The 16,642-nt window shown below is 49.8% G+C and carries 12 protein-coding genes; 11 read left to right on the forward strand and 1 reads right to left on the reverse strand.

Features of this window, described 5'->3' with window-relative positions; all coding sequences use genetic code 11:
- Window positions 1-105 precede the first annotated feature (105 nt).
- Window positions 106-1,005 (forward strand): aldo/keto reductase, encoded by a 900-nt coding sequence (locus tag ACR9FF_RS10270; protein ID WP_435170844.1) that lies wholly within the window; start codon window positions 106-108, stop codon window positions 1,003-1,005.
- 24 nt (window positions 1,006-1,029) lie between these two features.
- Here the strand turns inward: ACR9FF_RS10270 and ACR9FF_RS10275 are convergent, their stop codons facing one another.
- Window positions 1,030-5,259, reverse strand: a complete 4,230-nt coding sequence (locus tag ACR9FF_RS10275; protein ID WP_435170846.1) for a DUF5057 domain-containing protein — start codon at window positions 5,257-5,259, stop codon at window positions 1,030-1,032.
- A gap of 214 nt (window positions 5,260-5,473) precedes the next feature.
- Here ACR9FF_RS10275 and ACR9FF_RS10280 point away from each other — a divergent pair, with 214 nt between their 5' ends.
- The 10 genes from ACR9FF_RS10280 (at window position 5,474) to hemG (ending at window position 16,632) form a co-directional block, all read left to right on the forward strand.
- Window positions 5,474-7,138: a GspE/PulE family protein gene (locus tag ACR9FF_RS10280; protein WP_127496914.1), complete on the forward strand. Its 1,665-nt coding sequence runs from the start codon at window positions 5,474-5,476 to the stop codon at window positions 7,136-7,138.
- Window positions 7,139-7,217: 79 nt separating this feature from the next.
- On the forward strand, window positions 7,218-8,261 hold the full coding sequence (locus ACR9FF_RS10285) for a type IV pilus twitching motility protein PilT (protein WP_435170849.1): 1,044 nt from the start codon (window positions 7,218-7,220) through the stop codon (window positions 8,259-8,261).
- Entirely contained in the window at window positions 8,261-9,469 is a 1,209-nt protein-coding gene (locus tag ACR9FF_RS10290; RefSeq protein WP_201004948.1) for a type II secretion system F family protein, read from the forward strand. Before ACR9FF_RS10285 ends, ACR9FF_RS10290 begins: the two co-directional genes overlap by 1 nt.
- A gap of 66 nt (window positions 9,470-9,535) precedes the next feature.
- Window positions 9,536-9,997 (forward strand): type II secretion system protein, encoded by a 462-nt coding sequence (locus ACR9FF_RS10295; RefSeq protein ID WP_435170851.1) that lies wholly within the window; start codon window positions 9,536-9,538, stop codon window positions 9,995-9,997.
- Window positions 9,998-10,074: 77 nt separating this feature from the next.
- Entirely contained in the window at window positions 10,075-10,830 is a 756-nt protein-coding gene (locus ACR9FF_RS10300; protein WP_435170853.1) for a prepilin peptidase, read from the forward strand.
- Window positions 10,831-10,846: 16 nt separating this feature from the next.
- Window positions 10,847-12,349, forward strand: a complete 1,503-nt coding sequence (gene pilM / locus ACR9FF_RS10305) for a pilus assembly protein PilM (protein ID WP_435170855.1) — start codon at window positions 10,847-10,849, stop codon at window positions 12,347-12,349.
- A complete protein-coding gene (locus ACR9FF_RS10310; protein ID WP_435170857.1) occupies window positions 12,342-12,941 on the forward strand; it encodes a GspMb/PilO family protein in 600 nt (199 codons plus the stop codon). The genes pilM and ACR9FF_RS10310 overlap by 8 nt, the downstream gene beginning before the upstream one ends.
- A 215-nt stretch (window positions 12,942-13,156) precedes the next feature.
- Window positions 13,157-14,227, forward strand: coding sequence for a uroporphyrinogen decarboxylase (gene hemE, locus ACR9FF_RS10315; protein WP_127496908.1), 1,071 nt, complete (start codon window positions 13,157-13,159; stop codon window positions 14,225-14,227).
- On the forward strand, window positions 14,220-15,167 hold the full coding sequence (hemH, locus tag ACR9FF_RS10320; protein WP_127496907.1) for a ferrochelatase: 948 nt from the start codon (window positions 14,220-14,222) through the stop codon (window positions 15,165-15,167). Before hemE ends, hemH begins: the two co-directional genes overlap by 8 nt.
- Window positions 15,168-15,183: 16 nt before the next feature.
- A complete protein-coding gene (gene hemG / locus ACR9FF_RS10325) occupies window positions 15,184-16,632 on the forward strand; it encodes a protoporphyrinogen oxidase (protein ID WP_435170860.1) in 1,449 nt (482 codons plus the stop codon).
- Window positions 16,633-16,642: the final 10 nt, after the last annotated feature.

Here is a 16,642-nt window from a genome sequence, read left to right on the forward strand (position 1 = left end):
TTTTCAGTACTACTGGCGAAAAGACAGAACTGATATACTTAAAAATGGAAATTTCTTCTTCACTGCTCTCGAACAATTCATAATTATCTCTAAGGAGGCTGCAAGATGACGATACCGCAACGCAAGCTTGGTTCGACAGGGATAACCGTGGGCGAAATCGGGATGGGCGGAATGCCGCTCTCCGTTAACGGACGCCCTTCGGAGGAAGAAGGCATTAGAGCAGTGCATGCCGCATTGGAGCAGGGCATTACCCTGTTCGATACAGCGGATTCGTATTGCTTGGATTCGACCGAAAAAGGCCATAACGAACGCCTGCTCGCCAAAGCTTTACATAACCGTCCGGAAGTGCTCATTGCAACCAAAGGCGGGCACATTCGCCCGGATGGACGCTGGGAAACGGATGGCCGTCCAGAACACTTGCGTCAAGCGTGCGAGGACAGTTTGCGTGCTCTCGGCGTGGAAGCCATCACGCTCTATCAATTCCACCGTCCGGATCCTAAGGTTCCGTTTGCGGAATCCGTGGGGGCAGTCTCTGAATTACAGCGGGAAGGGAAGATCGTTCACGTGGGACTGTCGAACGTTTCCGTTGCACAGCTGGAAGAGGCTCGCAAAATAGTAACGGTCGCGTCTGTTCAAAACCGTATGAACTTGTTTGACCATTCTTCCATGGACGTGCTGAAGCGCTGCGAGGAGTACGGAATTGCTTTCCTGCCGTACAGCCCTCTAAACGGCATGGGCAATGCGCAAGGCATAGGCAGCAACGAGACGCTTTCGCGGATCGCCAGAAGCCATGATGCGTCGCCGCAGCAGATCGCGATTGCATGGCTGCTCCAATTGTCGCCAATCATTTTGCCGATTCCCGGCGCCAGCAAAGCGGTGAACATCGTTAACTGCGCGGGGGCATCCAACCTGGAGCTTTCCGACAAAGACGTGGCAGAATTGAACGGGACGCTGCTCAAATCACCGCCTAATGCCACTCCATTTAAAGGCCCCGATCCTGTTTAGGATCGGGGCTTTGTTGATGCGGAATTAATATTTCTCGCCGCTGGTATTGCTTCGTTCCACGATAATCGTTGTTTTTGCCGTAATGGACGAATCATTTCTGTAAGTGACCGTGATGGTGACTGTACCTGTTTTTACGCCGGTTACGCGGCCGCTGCTGTCTACCGTAGCAATGGATGGATTGCTCGAAGACCACTGCAGATCACCCTTAATGTTGGTTTTGCCTGCGGCGGGACTGGAGGCTAGAGCAGCGAACAAATCCTTGAATTTGCTAACCTGGATGCGGTAGGAGCTTTCCAGCCTTAGAGTAACCGATTTGACGGTAACCTCCTGCTGGGCAATGTAGACCTTTCCGTTCTTCGTATGAACCGTAACCTTGATTTTGACTTTACCTGGTTTTGTTCCGGTAAAATTTAATGACTTGCTTGTGGTCGAACCCTTAATATTCGCTTTGCCCGGTTCCTCTGTAATAGCCCATTCATAGGACGTAATAACATCACCGGTTGCCGTTGTTAGGTCAACGGATAAAGTTCCGTCCGTTCCAAGCTCGATTGCGCTTGGTCCCGAAATAACAGGAACCGGATCAATGACCTTAATGACCGCTCTGCCCGTCACCCCGCTGCCGTCCTGCGCCTGTACGGTGATCGTTGCTTCTCCAACGCCAACGGCGGTGACAAGGCCCGAACTGTTCACGGTTGCCGCGCTTGAGTTGCTGCTCGGCAGCCAAGCTATGGATTTATCCGTAGCATCCGCTGGACTTATGACCGGATTAAGCTGGTAGGTGGAGCCTACGATCATGGTCGTACCAGTCAGGGTAATGGAGGTTACTTTTTTAAATACGGCAATGTTCATCTCTTTTGTATACGTATGATTCTGATCGGTTCCCACCGAAAGACGGACGGTAGCATTACCTACGTTTTTGCCCGTGACGGAAACGGTATTGCTTGATGTTCCGTTTAAGCTGATATAGCTCGAGCCGTCTTTAATACTCCATTGATAGCTTGTTATTTTCTCATAATCCGCGGTATACAGGTTGGCAGTCAGGTCGATTGAATCTCCTGATGCAACGCGGTCCTGACCAACAATGTTAAGACCAGGTACAATGGCGGTTACCGCTGCCGTTGCGGATAATCCGCTGCCATCCGTTGCTCTTGCGGTGATATGGGCTGTACCTGCTGCCAAGCCTTTCATAATGCCGGAACTATCGACGGTTACGAGATCCGGACGATCCGATTCCCAAATATACGTTGAAGCATACGTTGCGTTAAGCGGCGCATAGGTCGGAATCATTCTCCGGCTGTCGCCAACAAGCAGCTTTGTATCGGTTAAGCTAAGCGAGGTCAGTCTGGTTACAGCCTCCAGAACATAACCGGGGAATGTCAAGGTTCTTGCGGATTGCTGGCCGATATCGTTAAACGTAAGCGCCGCGTTTTGAAGCGGATACAAGCCGTCAGCCGTAGGCTTCACTCCAATCTGGAAGGCCACCGGTGAAGCGATATAGCTGTTGCCGTTTAAGTTGTACGTAATGGCAGCAAGGGTACCCGAAACGGTATATCCGGTTGCTGTCGTGCCGGTTTTTGTCCAGCCTGACGGAAGACTGGTTACTTCCAGCTTCGCAGGCAAGGTTTCGCTGAATGTTATGTTCGTAATCTTCATCTTGTCTGCGGACAAGGCGTCGCTTGACGGAATGGCCTTTGGCGTTACGGTATAAGTGAAAGTAGCGGTTGTATTCGTCTGTACCCGGTTATCCGTTACATTGCCCGATACCGTACGACTCAGATCAATGTTGGATTCTACCTTTACGACTTTTACGTTAATCGTTTGACTAACTTGAGCACCTTTCTTATCCTCGGCGATAATCTGGATTTGCATATCTCCTCCATTAGGAAACGGATTAGCCACTTGTTCGTTAATCGTACCACCGGAAAGTACGGTTTTGTTCTTGAAAACGGGATGTGATTCTCCTCCGTAAATAAAATTAACAGTTGTTTGGAGCTCACGGTCCGCAAGGTCAAAGTCATCGACCTGATAGTTCAGTAAAATATTTTGATAGGACGGGATGAAATTATTGCTTGCCGAATTGTACTCTACAGGTGAGTTAATCGTCAGCTGAGGGGCATGGTTTGAGCCGATATACGCCCGGTACATCGTATTGACAAATAACTGCTGCTCCCAGTCCGGAAAGCGGTTGTTTGTATGCCCGGAACCGGAGTACGTAACATTTCCTTTGGAATAGGTGTAATAAGAATTCCAGCTGTCGCCGGAAGTCCGTTTGCCGCCGCTCATGTTATACCAAGGGATAACGGTCGAATCTTCCAGATCAAGCGTGTAGTACTGGTTGTGGGTAGTGGCTACATTCGTTGTATCGCTCAACAGAAAAGGAAATTGCGTCAATAAGCCGTCATTCACTTTTTCTGTTGTTGTTGAAGCTTCAGGCGCTCCGAGACCTAGATCGGTTCGCGGTGCAATCTGACCGGTAATCGCCTGGAATTTGTTGAGCCAGTTGCTGCTGTTCGAGTTACTGCTGTTATAGATCGTATCATGGGTGAACATGACGCTTTGTCCTGTGTTTATAAAAGTAATAACGGCTGCAGAAGCATTATCGTTGATTGGAGAGTTGTTGTTATAAATATCGCCAAAGCCAAAGATGAGCATGTCGTATTTACCGTTCAAGGTCTGGTAGCCAGAACTGTTAAACGTGCTCATGTTCATCGTGTCTATACTGATGTTATAGGCGTCTTTTGTATTCCCGGAAGTGGGTACAAGATAGGACCCGTTCATATTGCTTGTGTTTTTCAATGAGCTTGCACTGCTGTCGTTAGGCATGACTTGAAGAACCTTGATCGTAATCTTCTGATCCTGGAAACGGTAAACCCCCGAACTATAATCCTTCAGCTTGGTGTTGAAATCCACCGCTTCGAGCCGCCAATATTGAATGCCGGAATAGCCCTTGGGCAGCGTGTAAGAGATCGTTCCCGTTGCGCTGTCCGCTTGCTTGGTAGCTACCACCTGTTCAGCGCCAAAAGGCAAGGAGCTATCCGTACTGATGTAAAGATTGAGCTCAATATTTTTCTGGCTGATATCTCCTACGTTATCAATCGTGTAATTGAAGTTGATCGTGTTTCCTGCGTTGTATTTATTCGCCTGGTTAGCCGTATACTCGGTTGGTTTGCTTGTTACGGTTAGTTGCGGGCGAATATTGGCTCTCTCGAGCAGATTTGTCTTGCTCATGAAGTTAGCTGCGGAAGAGATATGGGATGAATCCACGTAAATAGCGTTTGCCGTGCTTCCGTCTTTGTAAGAAAGGAAGTTTTTCTTCAGCAAAGCTTTGGAGCTAGAGCTTAAATCCGCTTGATACTCGATGCCATTCCTCGTTGAGGAATCGTTGTAAAAGACAACCGGGAGACCTTTCTTTATAAAATCGTTCGTAATTTCGTTTGCCTTGAGCTGCGTGATATCGTTTTGAATACTGCTTGTGTTATGGTTATTGCTTTGCGTTGCACTGCCGGAGGATTGCGCGCTAAGCAAGGACATGCTGTATGGTGTTTTACTCTTGTTGTCTTTGTCGACCAAGGTGCCTTTCCCTATGTATACCGCATCGTATTTGCCGTCCAAGTCATCGCGGGAAGCAACAAATTCCTTCATGCTGTATGTATCGATAGTGAACGGAACGGGGGAGCTGCTGCCGAGTATGGAGGAGAGATCCGATGTTCCGGATTCGGTTACTTCCAGTATGCGAACGGAATCGCGGAAGGAGGTAAGCTTGAATTTCTGGGAACTTTGAATGGTTGTAGCGCTGCTGAGACGCAGATTATTGTTTGATGAAGTCGTGCTAATATACCTGCTCTTGACTGAAGAGTAGAAGGAAACGGTACCGTCAGAGTTAGGCGTGATTGAAAACCTCTGGTTATCGCTCGTATTGGTGTCGCTGCTTGCGGTGAGCGAGCTGTTATTGCTCCCTGCCGATAAATATTTTCCCGTATTATTCGATTTCAACGTGTAATAGCTGCCTGACTTCGCCAATACGAAAAGCTCTTCGGTCCATACCTTGTCCGAGTCGGCGGCAGGAGTAGAGTTGTTTGACGTTACCCTCACGTATTTGCTTTTCTCGGCTGACTTTAGCGCAACAAGCCCCAGGTCGAACGTATCCGCAGCTTCGGCCTGTTTTACCGGAAAGCCTGCAAATGCGAATATCGACGCAAGGAGAGTAACGGCTAAGATGATGGAAATTTTTTTCTGAAAATCAACCAGTTTCATAGTTCTATCCTCCTATTTTTACATTCTCTTTACTTAGTTCTATTTACCTAATAAACTTCTTGAATTCTAGTAATAATGCGCTATAATCAGTTTAAGTCAGTGGGTCGATAGATGCAACAATTAATATAATAAATATTGCCAAAATTGGTTCCGTGGTCTAGAATTCTGGGTATAAAGGACCCAGCAGGATATAAGAGAATGGGGCTGTTAAGAGATGGTGGCTATTAAGAAGAGACTAGGAGATTTATTGGTCGAGAGCGCCATAATATCCGAGGAACAGCTGCAGAAGGCGCTGCTAGAGCAGAGCAAATCAAAGCAGAAGCTTGGCGACTTGCTTATCGCGCAAGGGTACATAACGGAGCAGCAGCTTATTGAAGTGCTGGAATTCCAGTTAGGAATTCCGCATGTTAGCTTGTATAAATACCAGATTGATCCGGAAATCACCCAGATCATCCCCGAAAGCATGGCCAAACGCTACCAGGCGATCCCGCTTCAGAAGGACGGCGGCAAGCTGATGGTTGCTATGGCGGATCCTCTTGACTACTTCGCGATCGAAGAGCTGCGCATGAGCACAGGCTTCCGAATCGAACCTGCTATTTCCAGCAAAGACGAATTGCAGCGGGCTATCGCAAGGCATTACGGCCTGCAGGACTCCATGAGCCAGATGATGATTGATCTTCCGACGCAGGAAGAAATTCGAGAGACCGAAATCACGGACGAGGATTCTCCCGTCGTACGGCTTGTGAACCAAATGATTCAACAAGCGGTGCAGCTTCGAGCCTCCGACATTCACGTTGACCCGGGTGAGACAAGCGTAACGATTCGTTACCGCATTGACGGGGTGCTCCGCACGGAACGGGCTTTGCCTAAGCAGATGCAGGGCTTTATTACGGCAAGACTGAAAATCATGTCCAAATTAAATATCGCCGAGCGGAGGCTGCCGCAGGACGGCCGGATGAAGATGCAGTTCGAATTCAAGACGGTAGATATCCGCGTCGCCTCCTTGCCTACCATTCACGGCGAGAAGATTGTTCTGCGTCTGCTTGACCTAAGCACGGGCGTTAAAGCGGTTGACCAGCTTGGTTTCAATAATCACAACGTCCAGGTATTCAAAGAAATGATTGAGCGTCCGTACGGCATATTGCTCATTACCGGCCCGACGGGCAGCGGCAAAACAACGACCCTGTATTCCGCGCTCAGCCACTTGAATGAAGAGGATACCAACATTATTACCGTTGAGGATCCGGTCGAGTACCAATTGGATGGTATCAACCAGGTCCAGGTTAACCCGACTATCGGCTTAACCTTTGCAACCGGTCTGCGCTCGATTCTTCGTCAGGACCCTAACGTGGTCATGGTCGGCGAAATTCGGGATACGGAGACCGCTGAGATCGCGATCCGCGCCTCCCTGACCGGCCACTTGGTATTGTCCACTTTGCATACGAATGATTCCGTCAGCTCCATTACGCGTTTCCGGGACATGGGGGTCGAGCCTTACCTAATCGCATCTTCGCTTATCGGAGTTGTCGCGCAGCGTCTTGTACGACGGATATGCAGCGACTGCAGGGAAGCGCAAGAGCCGACTGAACAGGAAAGATTGTTCTTGAGAAGCCGGGGGATTCAGGCGCAGACGCTTTACCGCGGCCGAGGCTGCGGCAACTGCGGCAGCACGGGTTATCGGGGCAGGGTGGCTATTCACGAGGTTTTGCATATCAATAACGAAATTCGTGAGCTTATTACTTTAAACGGTTCGTTAAGCGAGCTTCGCGAGGCAGCTAACAAGCAAGGGATGATCCAACTGATGGATGACGGATTGGAGAAAGTTACCCGCGGCATTACGACACTGCAGGAAGTTCTCCGCGAAACCGTGGCCAATTAATTCATGCTTACGATGTAAGAATGACCGCATTAGCTTCGGTGCAACCCATTGATGTGGTCATTCTTTTAGGAGGACAGCCGTGTTTAACGAAGTTATTATGAATTGGCTTAAGCAGGCCTATGAGCTGCGGGCGTCGGACTTGCATTTGTCGGTTGGCAATGTTCCCGTATTCCGGATTAACGGAGAACTCCAGAAGATTGGTGACACTGCCATTACGGCACAAGCAGCAGAGACAATGGCATTAAGTCTGCTGTTAAGCGAGCAGGCGGATAAGCTCCGAACGATTGGGGAAGTAGATTTTTCCCTCGCATTGCCGGGGTACTGCCGTTTCCGGATCAATGTATACAAGCAAAGAGGCTTCATCAGCCTTGCCGCCAGAACGATTCCGACGCAAATTCCTACCTTGGAACAGCTCGAGCTGCCTCCTTCACTTGCCACGCTTGCGGAGAAGCACCAAGGGCTTGTGCTTGTGACGGGACCAACGGGAAGCGGAAAATCCTCGACGCTTGCCGCTTTAATCGATCATATTAACCGGACGCAAGCGAGACATATCGTTACTCTTGAAGATCCTATTGAATTCATACATACAAGTCAGTCTTCGATTATTGAACAAAGAGAAGTTGGCCAAGATACAGGCAGCTTTTCAAGCGGTCTTCGCGCCGCTCTACGGCAAGATCCCGATGTCATTCTCGTTGGAGAGATGCGTGATCTCGAGACGATTTCGGCTGCTATTACGGCAGCAGAGACCGGGCATCTAGTGCTGGCAACCTTGCATACATCCGATGCACCGCAGACGATTGACCGGATCATTGACGCGTTCCCGGCCCATCAGCAAGGACAGATTCGCACGCAGCTAGCATCGGTGCTTCTTACCGTCGTGTCGCAGAGGCTGCTTCCGAAGCGGGGAGGAGCAGGCAGAGCATGTACAACGGAGATTCTGGTTAATACGCCTGCCGTCTCCAACCTGATCCGGACGGATAAGGTGCACCAGATTAAAAGCGTTATGCAGACAAGCCGTGCCCAAGGCATGCATACGCTGGAAATGTCCGTGAAGGAGCTGCTTCATTCCGGCGTCATTCATCCATCCGCGGCTAAGCCGTATATGGCGGAAGGAGGTCTCTAATGCCGCAATTTGCTTATCATGTGAAGACAACCGGGGGCAAGCAGCTGCAAGGCAAGCTAAACTCCATGGACAAGTCGTCGGCGGTAGAGGAGCTGCGTAAGCGCGGATTGACGGTTTTGTCCGTAGAAGAGATACGCAAAAGTGTACTATCGACCGAGATTTACATTGGCAATCCGGTAAAAAGCATTCATTTTATTATTTTCTGCCGTCAATTCTCAACGCTAATCCGGGCTGGGGTAACGATCGTAGAAGCAACAAATATCCTTGCTGCCCAGACGGAAAGCAAACCGCTCAAGAAAGCGTTAGTCGACGTAAGCTCAGCCCTTCTAAGAGGCATTCCGTTCTCGCAGGCCGTTCAAGAGCATAAGCGGATTTTCCCGCCGTTATTTGTCAGCATGATCCGTGCCGGGGAAGAGACGGGGGATTTGGAAGGCACCCTTGACCGGTTGGCACTGTTCTTCGAGAAAGCACATACGACCAAAGAAAAAATTAAATCCGCGATGACCTATCCGGCGGTTGTTGGTCTGATGTCCATCGCTTCCGTTATTTATTTGCTGCAAGGCGTTGTGCCGCAGTTCGTTACGATGTTTGAATCGTTTGATACCGAGCTGCCTGCCATTACGAAGATTGTGTTGGCACTCAGTAAAAGCATGTCCCATCAATGGTATTACTGGGTCATTTCGTTTGTTGTCCTCATTGTGGCCTATCAGCTATACAAACGCACGGAACGGGGCCGGTATGTGCTTGATTACGCCAAGCTGAAGGTTCCGATCTTCGGCAAGCTGGCTCAAAAAGGCGCAATCGCCCAAATGTCGAGGACGCTCTCCTCGTTATATGCAAGCTCCGTGCCGGTGCTCCAATCTCTGACCATTGTGGAGGAGGTGGTAGGCAATAAAGTGATCGGCGGATACATACGGAAATCGGGAGAGTCGCTGAGGCAAGGTAATTCCTTGTCGGAGCCGTTTAAGAAAGCTTGGGTATTCCCTCCGCTGGTAACGCAGATGATTGCGGTAGGGGAAGAGACCGGCTCGCTTGACCAGATGCTGGCCAAGATCGCGGACTTTTACGAGATGGATGTCGACAATACAGTTGACCGTCTGAAATCTCTGATCGAACCGCTTTTGATCGTTTTCCTAGCGGGGGTAGTCGGGCTGATCGTCATGGCGATTATTTTACCGATGTTCACCTTGTATTCCAGTGTCCAGTAATACCTTGGGGTTTACAAGCAAGACAACATAGAAGAGACAAAAATTCAAATTTAGGAGGAAACCTACATGTTGAAAAAAATGATGAAACGTCTGAAAAAAGAAGAAAAAGGCTTTACTCTGATCGAGCTTTTGGCTGTTATCGTTATTCTTGCTGTGATTGCGGTAATTGCGGTTCCTTTGATTGGTAAGATTATTGATAATACGAAGCAAGATGCGGATGTTGCGACAGCACAGCAATTGTATGATGCTGCAAGATTGTATGTAACAGGTGAGTTGGATGGAGATTTTAATGGTTCGAGTAATAATGGACTTGACGTTACTTTCCAAAATTTAGTTAGTGCTGGTTACATTGCTGCAAATACATCTTTGCCTAGTACAAAAGCACAACTTGATAATACTAGTTCGAAAGTAACGTTTAATGCTGCAGGTGATCTTCAAAGTGTAACTTTAAATACCAAGTCATATACTGCTGCTCAAATTAAAGATGGAAAAGCGCCAGCAGCAACATCAACTCCAACTGCAACCTAATAATTTCATCATCAGAAATCGGATACTTTATCCGATTTCTGGTGTCTAACAACACTAAACCGAAAGCGAACCCGCCTATGACCCTATTTCTCGTTATCTACTTATTCTTTTTAGGTTTAATAGTAGGCTCTTTTTTTAACGTTATTGGGCTAAGAATTCCGATCAAGCTTTCGGTTGTATCGCCGCCATCGCAATGTCCGAAATGCGGGATGCGCCTTAAGCCGCGAGATTTGATGCCCGTCGCGAGCTATCTCTTGTCACGTGGACGCTGCCGCCAGTGCGGCAAACGGATTTCTCCTGTATACCCGCTTGGGGAGTTGGCCACCGGCCTTTTGTTTGTATGGATCTATCTTACCTTCGGAAACAGCTGGAATACGGTAATTGGACTGCTCCTGGTCAGCATGTCGGTGATCCTTACCGTCTCCGATTTGAAATATATGCTTTTGCCCAATCGCATTTTGCTCTTCTTTGCTCCACTATTTATTGTGCTTGGATGTCTGTTTCCGGCAGGCTCCATCTGGCTTCATCTTGGAGGAGCATTTGCCGGCGGCGGGGTTCTGCTTGCAGTTGTTATTCTTACAAGAGGCGGCATGGGACTTGGCGATGTCAAGCTGCTTTTCCTGCTGGGCTGGATCCTTGGGCTGCCGAATTTGATACCCGCCTTTATTTTGGCTTGTTTCTTCGGCAGTGCGGTAGGCGGATTATTAATGCTGTTCAAGGTAGTGAAGAGGAAGCAGCCTATTCCGTTTGGACCGTTTTTACTGCTTGGCGCTTTGCTGGCCTTTGCTTACGGCGATGCAATGATTGATTTATACCGTTCAATTCTAATGTAGTGGGATGTGAGAAAGAATGCTCGAGAGCAGCAAGCGTGTTGGTCTAACGATCGATCATGGCGGAGTTCGCTACGCGAGAGTAAGGAAAAGGAAAAAGGGCTGGGAAATCGAGAAGACCGGCTTCCTGCCTTTTGCCGATGGAGTCATTCTTGAGGATCAATTCACGAACATGGAAGAGCTTCGCACGAGTCTGAAGGATTGGGTGAAGAAAGAAAGGCTTAACGGTACTTCGATTACGTTATCCATTCCGACATCGCAAATCATTATCCGGAAGCTTCAGATCGGGACCGTTAACGCAAAAGAGCTGGACCAGCTCATTAATCTCGAAGTCGAAACTGCGCTTCATCTTCCGTTTGAAGATCCGGTCTATGATTATATAGCTGCCGGATCGGAACAGCAGTCAACCCATGTGCTCGTATACGCCTCCCCGCAAAGATGGCTCAAGCAATGCATTGAGCTGCTCGAAAGCACGGGACTGAAGGTCAAATACGCCGAGCTGGCCTCAACGGCTTTTGCGAGAGCGATTCAAGCAAGATATATTGATTCGCTTGAAAATACGATGCTCATTCATCTGGATAAAGCGAATGTGGAAGTGTACATGTTCCATGAGGGGCATCCGGTCTTTATGCGGGTCATTAATGAATATGATTACAGCGGCTCCATTGACGGAACGTTTACCCCGGAGCTGATCTCCAGCATTAATGCCGAGATCTCCAGGCTTCTCAGCTTCTATCAATATAGTATTCATGAAGGCAACGCGCGGATTAATCAGGCGATTATCGCAGGCGAGCTGGCCGGACGTACGCAGCTGGCAGCCGAGCTGCAGCAGGCGCAGCCAGATATGCGAGTCGAGACCGTCGAGCTGGAATCGCCGCTTCGCAAGCGGGTTCGCAGGAAGCTTGATGAATACATGATTCCGTTTGGTCTTGCGATTCGCGAGAAAACGACCCCAGGCATTAATCTAATGCCGGAGAAAGCCAGAAAGACCAAGCCCATTCCGGCCAAGCTGCTGGCTGCAGGCATTCTATGGCTGCTTTGCCTTGGCGCCATACTCGCTTTAAATACAAACAACAGGCTTCAAATCTCGGATTACGAGCATACCGTGCAGGTGATCAAAGATAAAACGGCCTTGCTCCAGCAGCAGATGTCGACGCAAAAAACGGAGGCGCAAGCGGATGCGGATCCGCTGGCTGTCGTGAAGTTTATTAACGATAACAGACAGGATGCCGTTGCCGTTCTAAACGGGCTGACGAATCGGCTGCCTTATGGCTCCCGGCTAACTACGATTGAATACAACAAGCCCGGAACGCTTTCCCTTACTTTCAAAAGCACGGATTTAACCGCGTTGTCCACTTACTTGACGAGTCTTCGGGCCATGCCGTTTGCCGGGAACGTTCATCTGCAGTCTTTTGCCGATAATAATGGCCAGTGGGTAGCAAGCTACGAGATTGCTTGGAAAACAGCGTCTGCTTCAGACAATAAAAAGGCTGACGCAGGAGGCTCGGACAATCATGGATAATTCGAAAAACCGTTCGCTTGGCCTCATCGTCATAATGGTGCTCTTCCTTGTCCTGCTTCTCTTATACGTCGTCTTGCTTCAGCCTTCAAGCAGCAAGCTGTCGAACCAGAAGAAGCTAGCGGAACAATCCCAGCTGCAATTAAATGCTCTTCAAGCCAGCGTGACCAAACAAGAGGAGGGGAGCGGCCTTGCGGAGCAGGATATACAAGCCGCGCTTCCTCTATGGGATAACTCGGAGCAGCTTGTTGTTACGCTCAAAAGCTTAAGTCTGCAGACCGGAGCGAAAATAAACAGCGCAACCGTTGACCTTCCGGACGAAAATAAGCTTAACGCCTTATCCGGCAGCGCCGATCCGTTATACCCAACCGTGAAGGAAGTTAACGTGCATGTGTCTTTGCTTGGCACTTACGCGCAGGTGAAAAGCTGGATGGCTCAGCTGCAGCAGCAAAAGCGTCTTATCGTTATCAACGACTTTACCCTGCAGCAGACCGACAGCGGAATGAATACGACGGAGCTGTCTTTTACCGCGTATTTCGACCCGTCCTACAAGTCGTTATTAAAGGATCCGATCTTGCCGGCGACGGCCGAATAAGAGAAATCACACAGCAGTGGAGGTGCCCTGAACGATAGGGAAAGCCTTACTGCTGTCTTCTTTTTTTTACGGTTAATATTCATCGGTTCTTCATGCAGGGAAAGGTTGATTGTCATACTATTGTCATAGGAAGCAAGGCGAGAATGGTTGTTAGGGGTAACGAAAACGGGCATAATGGAAATTAGTGAAAAATTATAGAAAAGAGGAACGGCAACATGAGCTATAACGACCGTTTCATTCGGGCATGCCGGAAGGAACTTGTAGACACTGTACCGGTCTGGTACATGCGTCAGGCAGGACGATATGATCCTGAATACCGTAAGATTAAAGAGAAATATTCTTTACTTGAAATTTGCAAGCAGCCAGAGCTTGCGGCGGAAGTTACGATGATGCCGGTACGCAAGCTAGGCGTTGATGCGGCTATTTTATATTCGGATATTATGAACCCGGTCGCTTCGATCGGGATTGATTTCGACATCGTTGCCAACATAGGACCGGTTATTCACAATCCGATTCGCACGGCAGCAGACGTGGAGCGGTTAACGCCAATTGACGTAGAGGGCGATCTGGGCCATGTGCTCGAGACAATCCGCATATTGGACAAAGAGCTGGAAGTGCCGCTAATTACGTTCGCTGGCGCTCCGTTTACCATCGCAAGCTATTTGATCGAAGGCAAACCTTCGAAAAACTATCTGCGGACAAAAGCGCTTATGTATAGCGAGCCGAAAGTTTGGTTCAGCCTTATGGACAAGCTTGGCGATATGGTTATCGCTTATCTTCGGGCCCACATGGCAAATGGCGGCAAGGCATTCCAGTTGTTCGACAGCTGGGTTGGAGCTCTTACTCCTGCCGATTTCAGCAAATTTGTTCTGCCAACGATCGAGCGGATTTTCGCTGAGCTGTCGGATCTTCCGCAGCCGAAAATCTACTTCCCGGGCGTCAGTTCGGGAGAGCTTCTGCCGGAGCTGCGCAATCTGAAAGCCGATGTTATCGGCCTGGATTGGCGCGTATCGATTCCGGAAGGCCGCCGCCGTCTGGACGGCAAATACGCGGTGCAGGGCAATCTCGATCCGGTTATTCTGACAGCGCCCATGAGCGTTATCGAACAGTATGCGGCAGAGATTATCGACCAAGGAATTCAGCAGCCGGGCTTTGTGTTTAATCTGGGCCACGGTCTGTTCCCGGAAGCTTCGCTTGAGAAGTTGACAGAGTTAACGGCATTCATTCACTCCTATTCGGAGAAAGCTATTGCAGCGCGAGAGGGGAAGGAAACGAGCCATGTCTGAGACGAATAACAAGATTGGCGTTCTGGTGATGTCCTATGGCACGCCGCAAAGCCTGGATGACGTTGAAGCTTACTACACCCATATCCGCCGAGGCCACGCGCCAACGCCGGAGCAGTTGAAAGAGTTGACCGACCGCTATGAAGCGATCGTTGGCGGCGTATTCCCATTGCGCGAGAATACAAACGGACAAGTGGCAGGCCTGCAGGATAAGCTGGAGCAGCTCGCGCCGGGCCGTTATGTTTGCTACCAGGGATTGAAGCATGCCGTTCCTTATATCGAAGACGGCGTGGAGCAAATGGCCCGCGACGGAATTAAGGAAGCGGTAGGGATTGTACTTGCGCCGCATTATTCGATCATGAGCGTTGGTTCGTATAACAAACGCGCGCAGGAAAAAGCAGCCGAGCTTGGCATTAAGATGTCGTTCGTCAAAGAATACCATCTTCACCCGAAGCTGCTTCAAGCGCTTAGCGAGCGCGTAACGGACGGCTTGGAGCGTCTGGCGAAATCGTCCGGCAATGCAGCGCCGGTGAAAGTATTGTTCAGTGCGCATAGCCTTCCGGAAAAAATCCGCGAGATGGGCGATCCGTACGAGCATCAGCTGCTTGCTACCTCGGATGAGGTTGCAAAACTTGCGAACGTGGATGCGCAGGATTGGCAGTTCACATGGCAAAGCGCGGGCCGAACAAGAGAGCCTTGGCTTGGGCCGGACATTCTGGATACGCTGAAGGTTCTTGCGGATGAAGGGATTAAAGCCGTCTTGGTTGCTCCGGTCGGATTCGTATCCGATCATCTGGAGGTCCTGTACGATCTCGATCTTGAAGCAAAACAGGCTGCAGCCGAGCTGGGTATTACGCTTGAACGGATTACCATGTTGAATAAAGACCCTTTATATATGGACACGTTGGCAGAATCGGTAATTAACGCCGGTTCTTTGGAATAGCGAAAGGATGAAGAACATGCGGAGAATCGGAATGGTTGATCGAATTGTCGTAATCGGCGGGGGGATCAGCGGACTGAGCTCCGCTTTTTATTTGCAGCGGGAAGCGGAGCGGCAAGGCAAACAGGTGAAGCTGACCATTGTGGACGGCGCGCCTGTTCTTGGCGGGAAAATTAATACGCTGCAGCGTGACGGGTTCGTCATCGAGAAGGGGCCGGATTCTTTCCTGTCGCGCAAGCTGCCGATTATTGAACTGGCGAAGGAGCTTGGCATCGAGAACGAGCTGACGGCGCAAAACGAAAACGGCAAAACCGCTTATATTATGCGGAACGGCAAGCTTCATGCGATGCCGAAGGGCATGGTGCTTGGCATTCCGACGAATCTCGATACGTTTATGCAGACGACTTTGTTGTCGGAGGAAGGCAAAGCCCGTTCGCTTGAGGATTTGGAGATGCCGTCAGAGGCACCGGAGGGAGATGAGTCGCTGGGCGATTTTCTATCCCGCAGAATTGGATCCGAGATTGTAAAGCATATTTCAGAGCCGCTTCTGGCGGGCATCTATGCGGGGGATCTCAGCAAGCTAAGCATTCAGGCGACATTCCCGCAGTTTGCCGAGGCAGAACGCCAGTATGGCAGCCTGATTCGCGGAACGCAGATGCAGCAAAAGAACAAAGCTCCGCATCAAGCGCCGGATTATTTGCCGGATGAATTAAAAAACAGTGTTTTCTTGAGTTTTAAAGATGGTTTGTCAACGATGGTGCATGCCCTCGATAAAGCTCTGCAAAGCGTAGAACGGCGTTTGGGTGATGCGGTTGTGGCCATTAAACCTCTTAACGGAGAGGATGCAGCTTCTAATTACGAGGTTGTTTTAGAGTCGGGCGAGGTAGTGCCTGCCGATGATGTGCTAATTACCGTACCGGCATTCCGTGCGGCAGAGCTGCTAGAGCCGCTGGTGGAGGCAGCCGAGCTACGGGCCATTAACTATGTATCCGTCGCGAATGTGGTTATGGCGTTCGAGAAATCGACGTTTGACAGAGCCTTTGACGGGTCGGGCTTCCTCGTGCCGCGTTCGGAGGGACTCCGCATTACGGCCTGTACCTGGACGTCGAACAAATGGCTGCATACCAGTCCCGACGATAAAGTGCTGCTCCGCTGCTATGTCGGCCGAGCAGGCGATGAAGAAGTGGCTATGCTTCCGGATGACGAGCTGAAACAAGCCGTGCTTGAAGATATTCAGAAGGTGCTGAGTATCGATGCCGTGCCGATCTTTACGGAAATTACACGAATGCCGCGATCGATGCCGCAATATCCTGTAGGGCATCTGGAGAATACGGCAGCTCTCCGCAAACGTCTGGCAGCAGAGCTTCCAGGCGTATATGTTACAGGCGCAGCCTTTGGCGGAGTAGGATTGCCCGACTGCATCAGATCGGGGAAAGAAGCGGCTCTCGAAATTCTAGCGAATCTATGAAACCTTCGCA

This window comes from Paenibacillus glycanilyticus, from assembly GCF_051200795.1.
GTDB classification, from domain to species: domain Bacteria; phylum Bacillota; class Bacilli; order Paenibacillales; family Paenibacillaceae; genus Pristimantibacillus; species Pristimantibacillus glycanilyticus.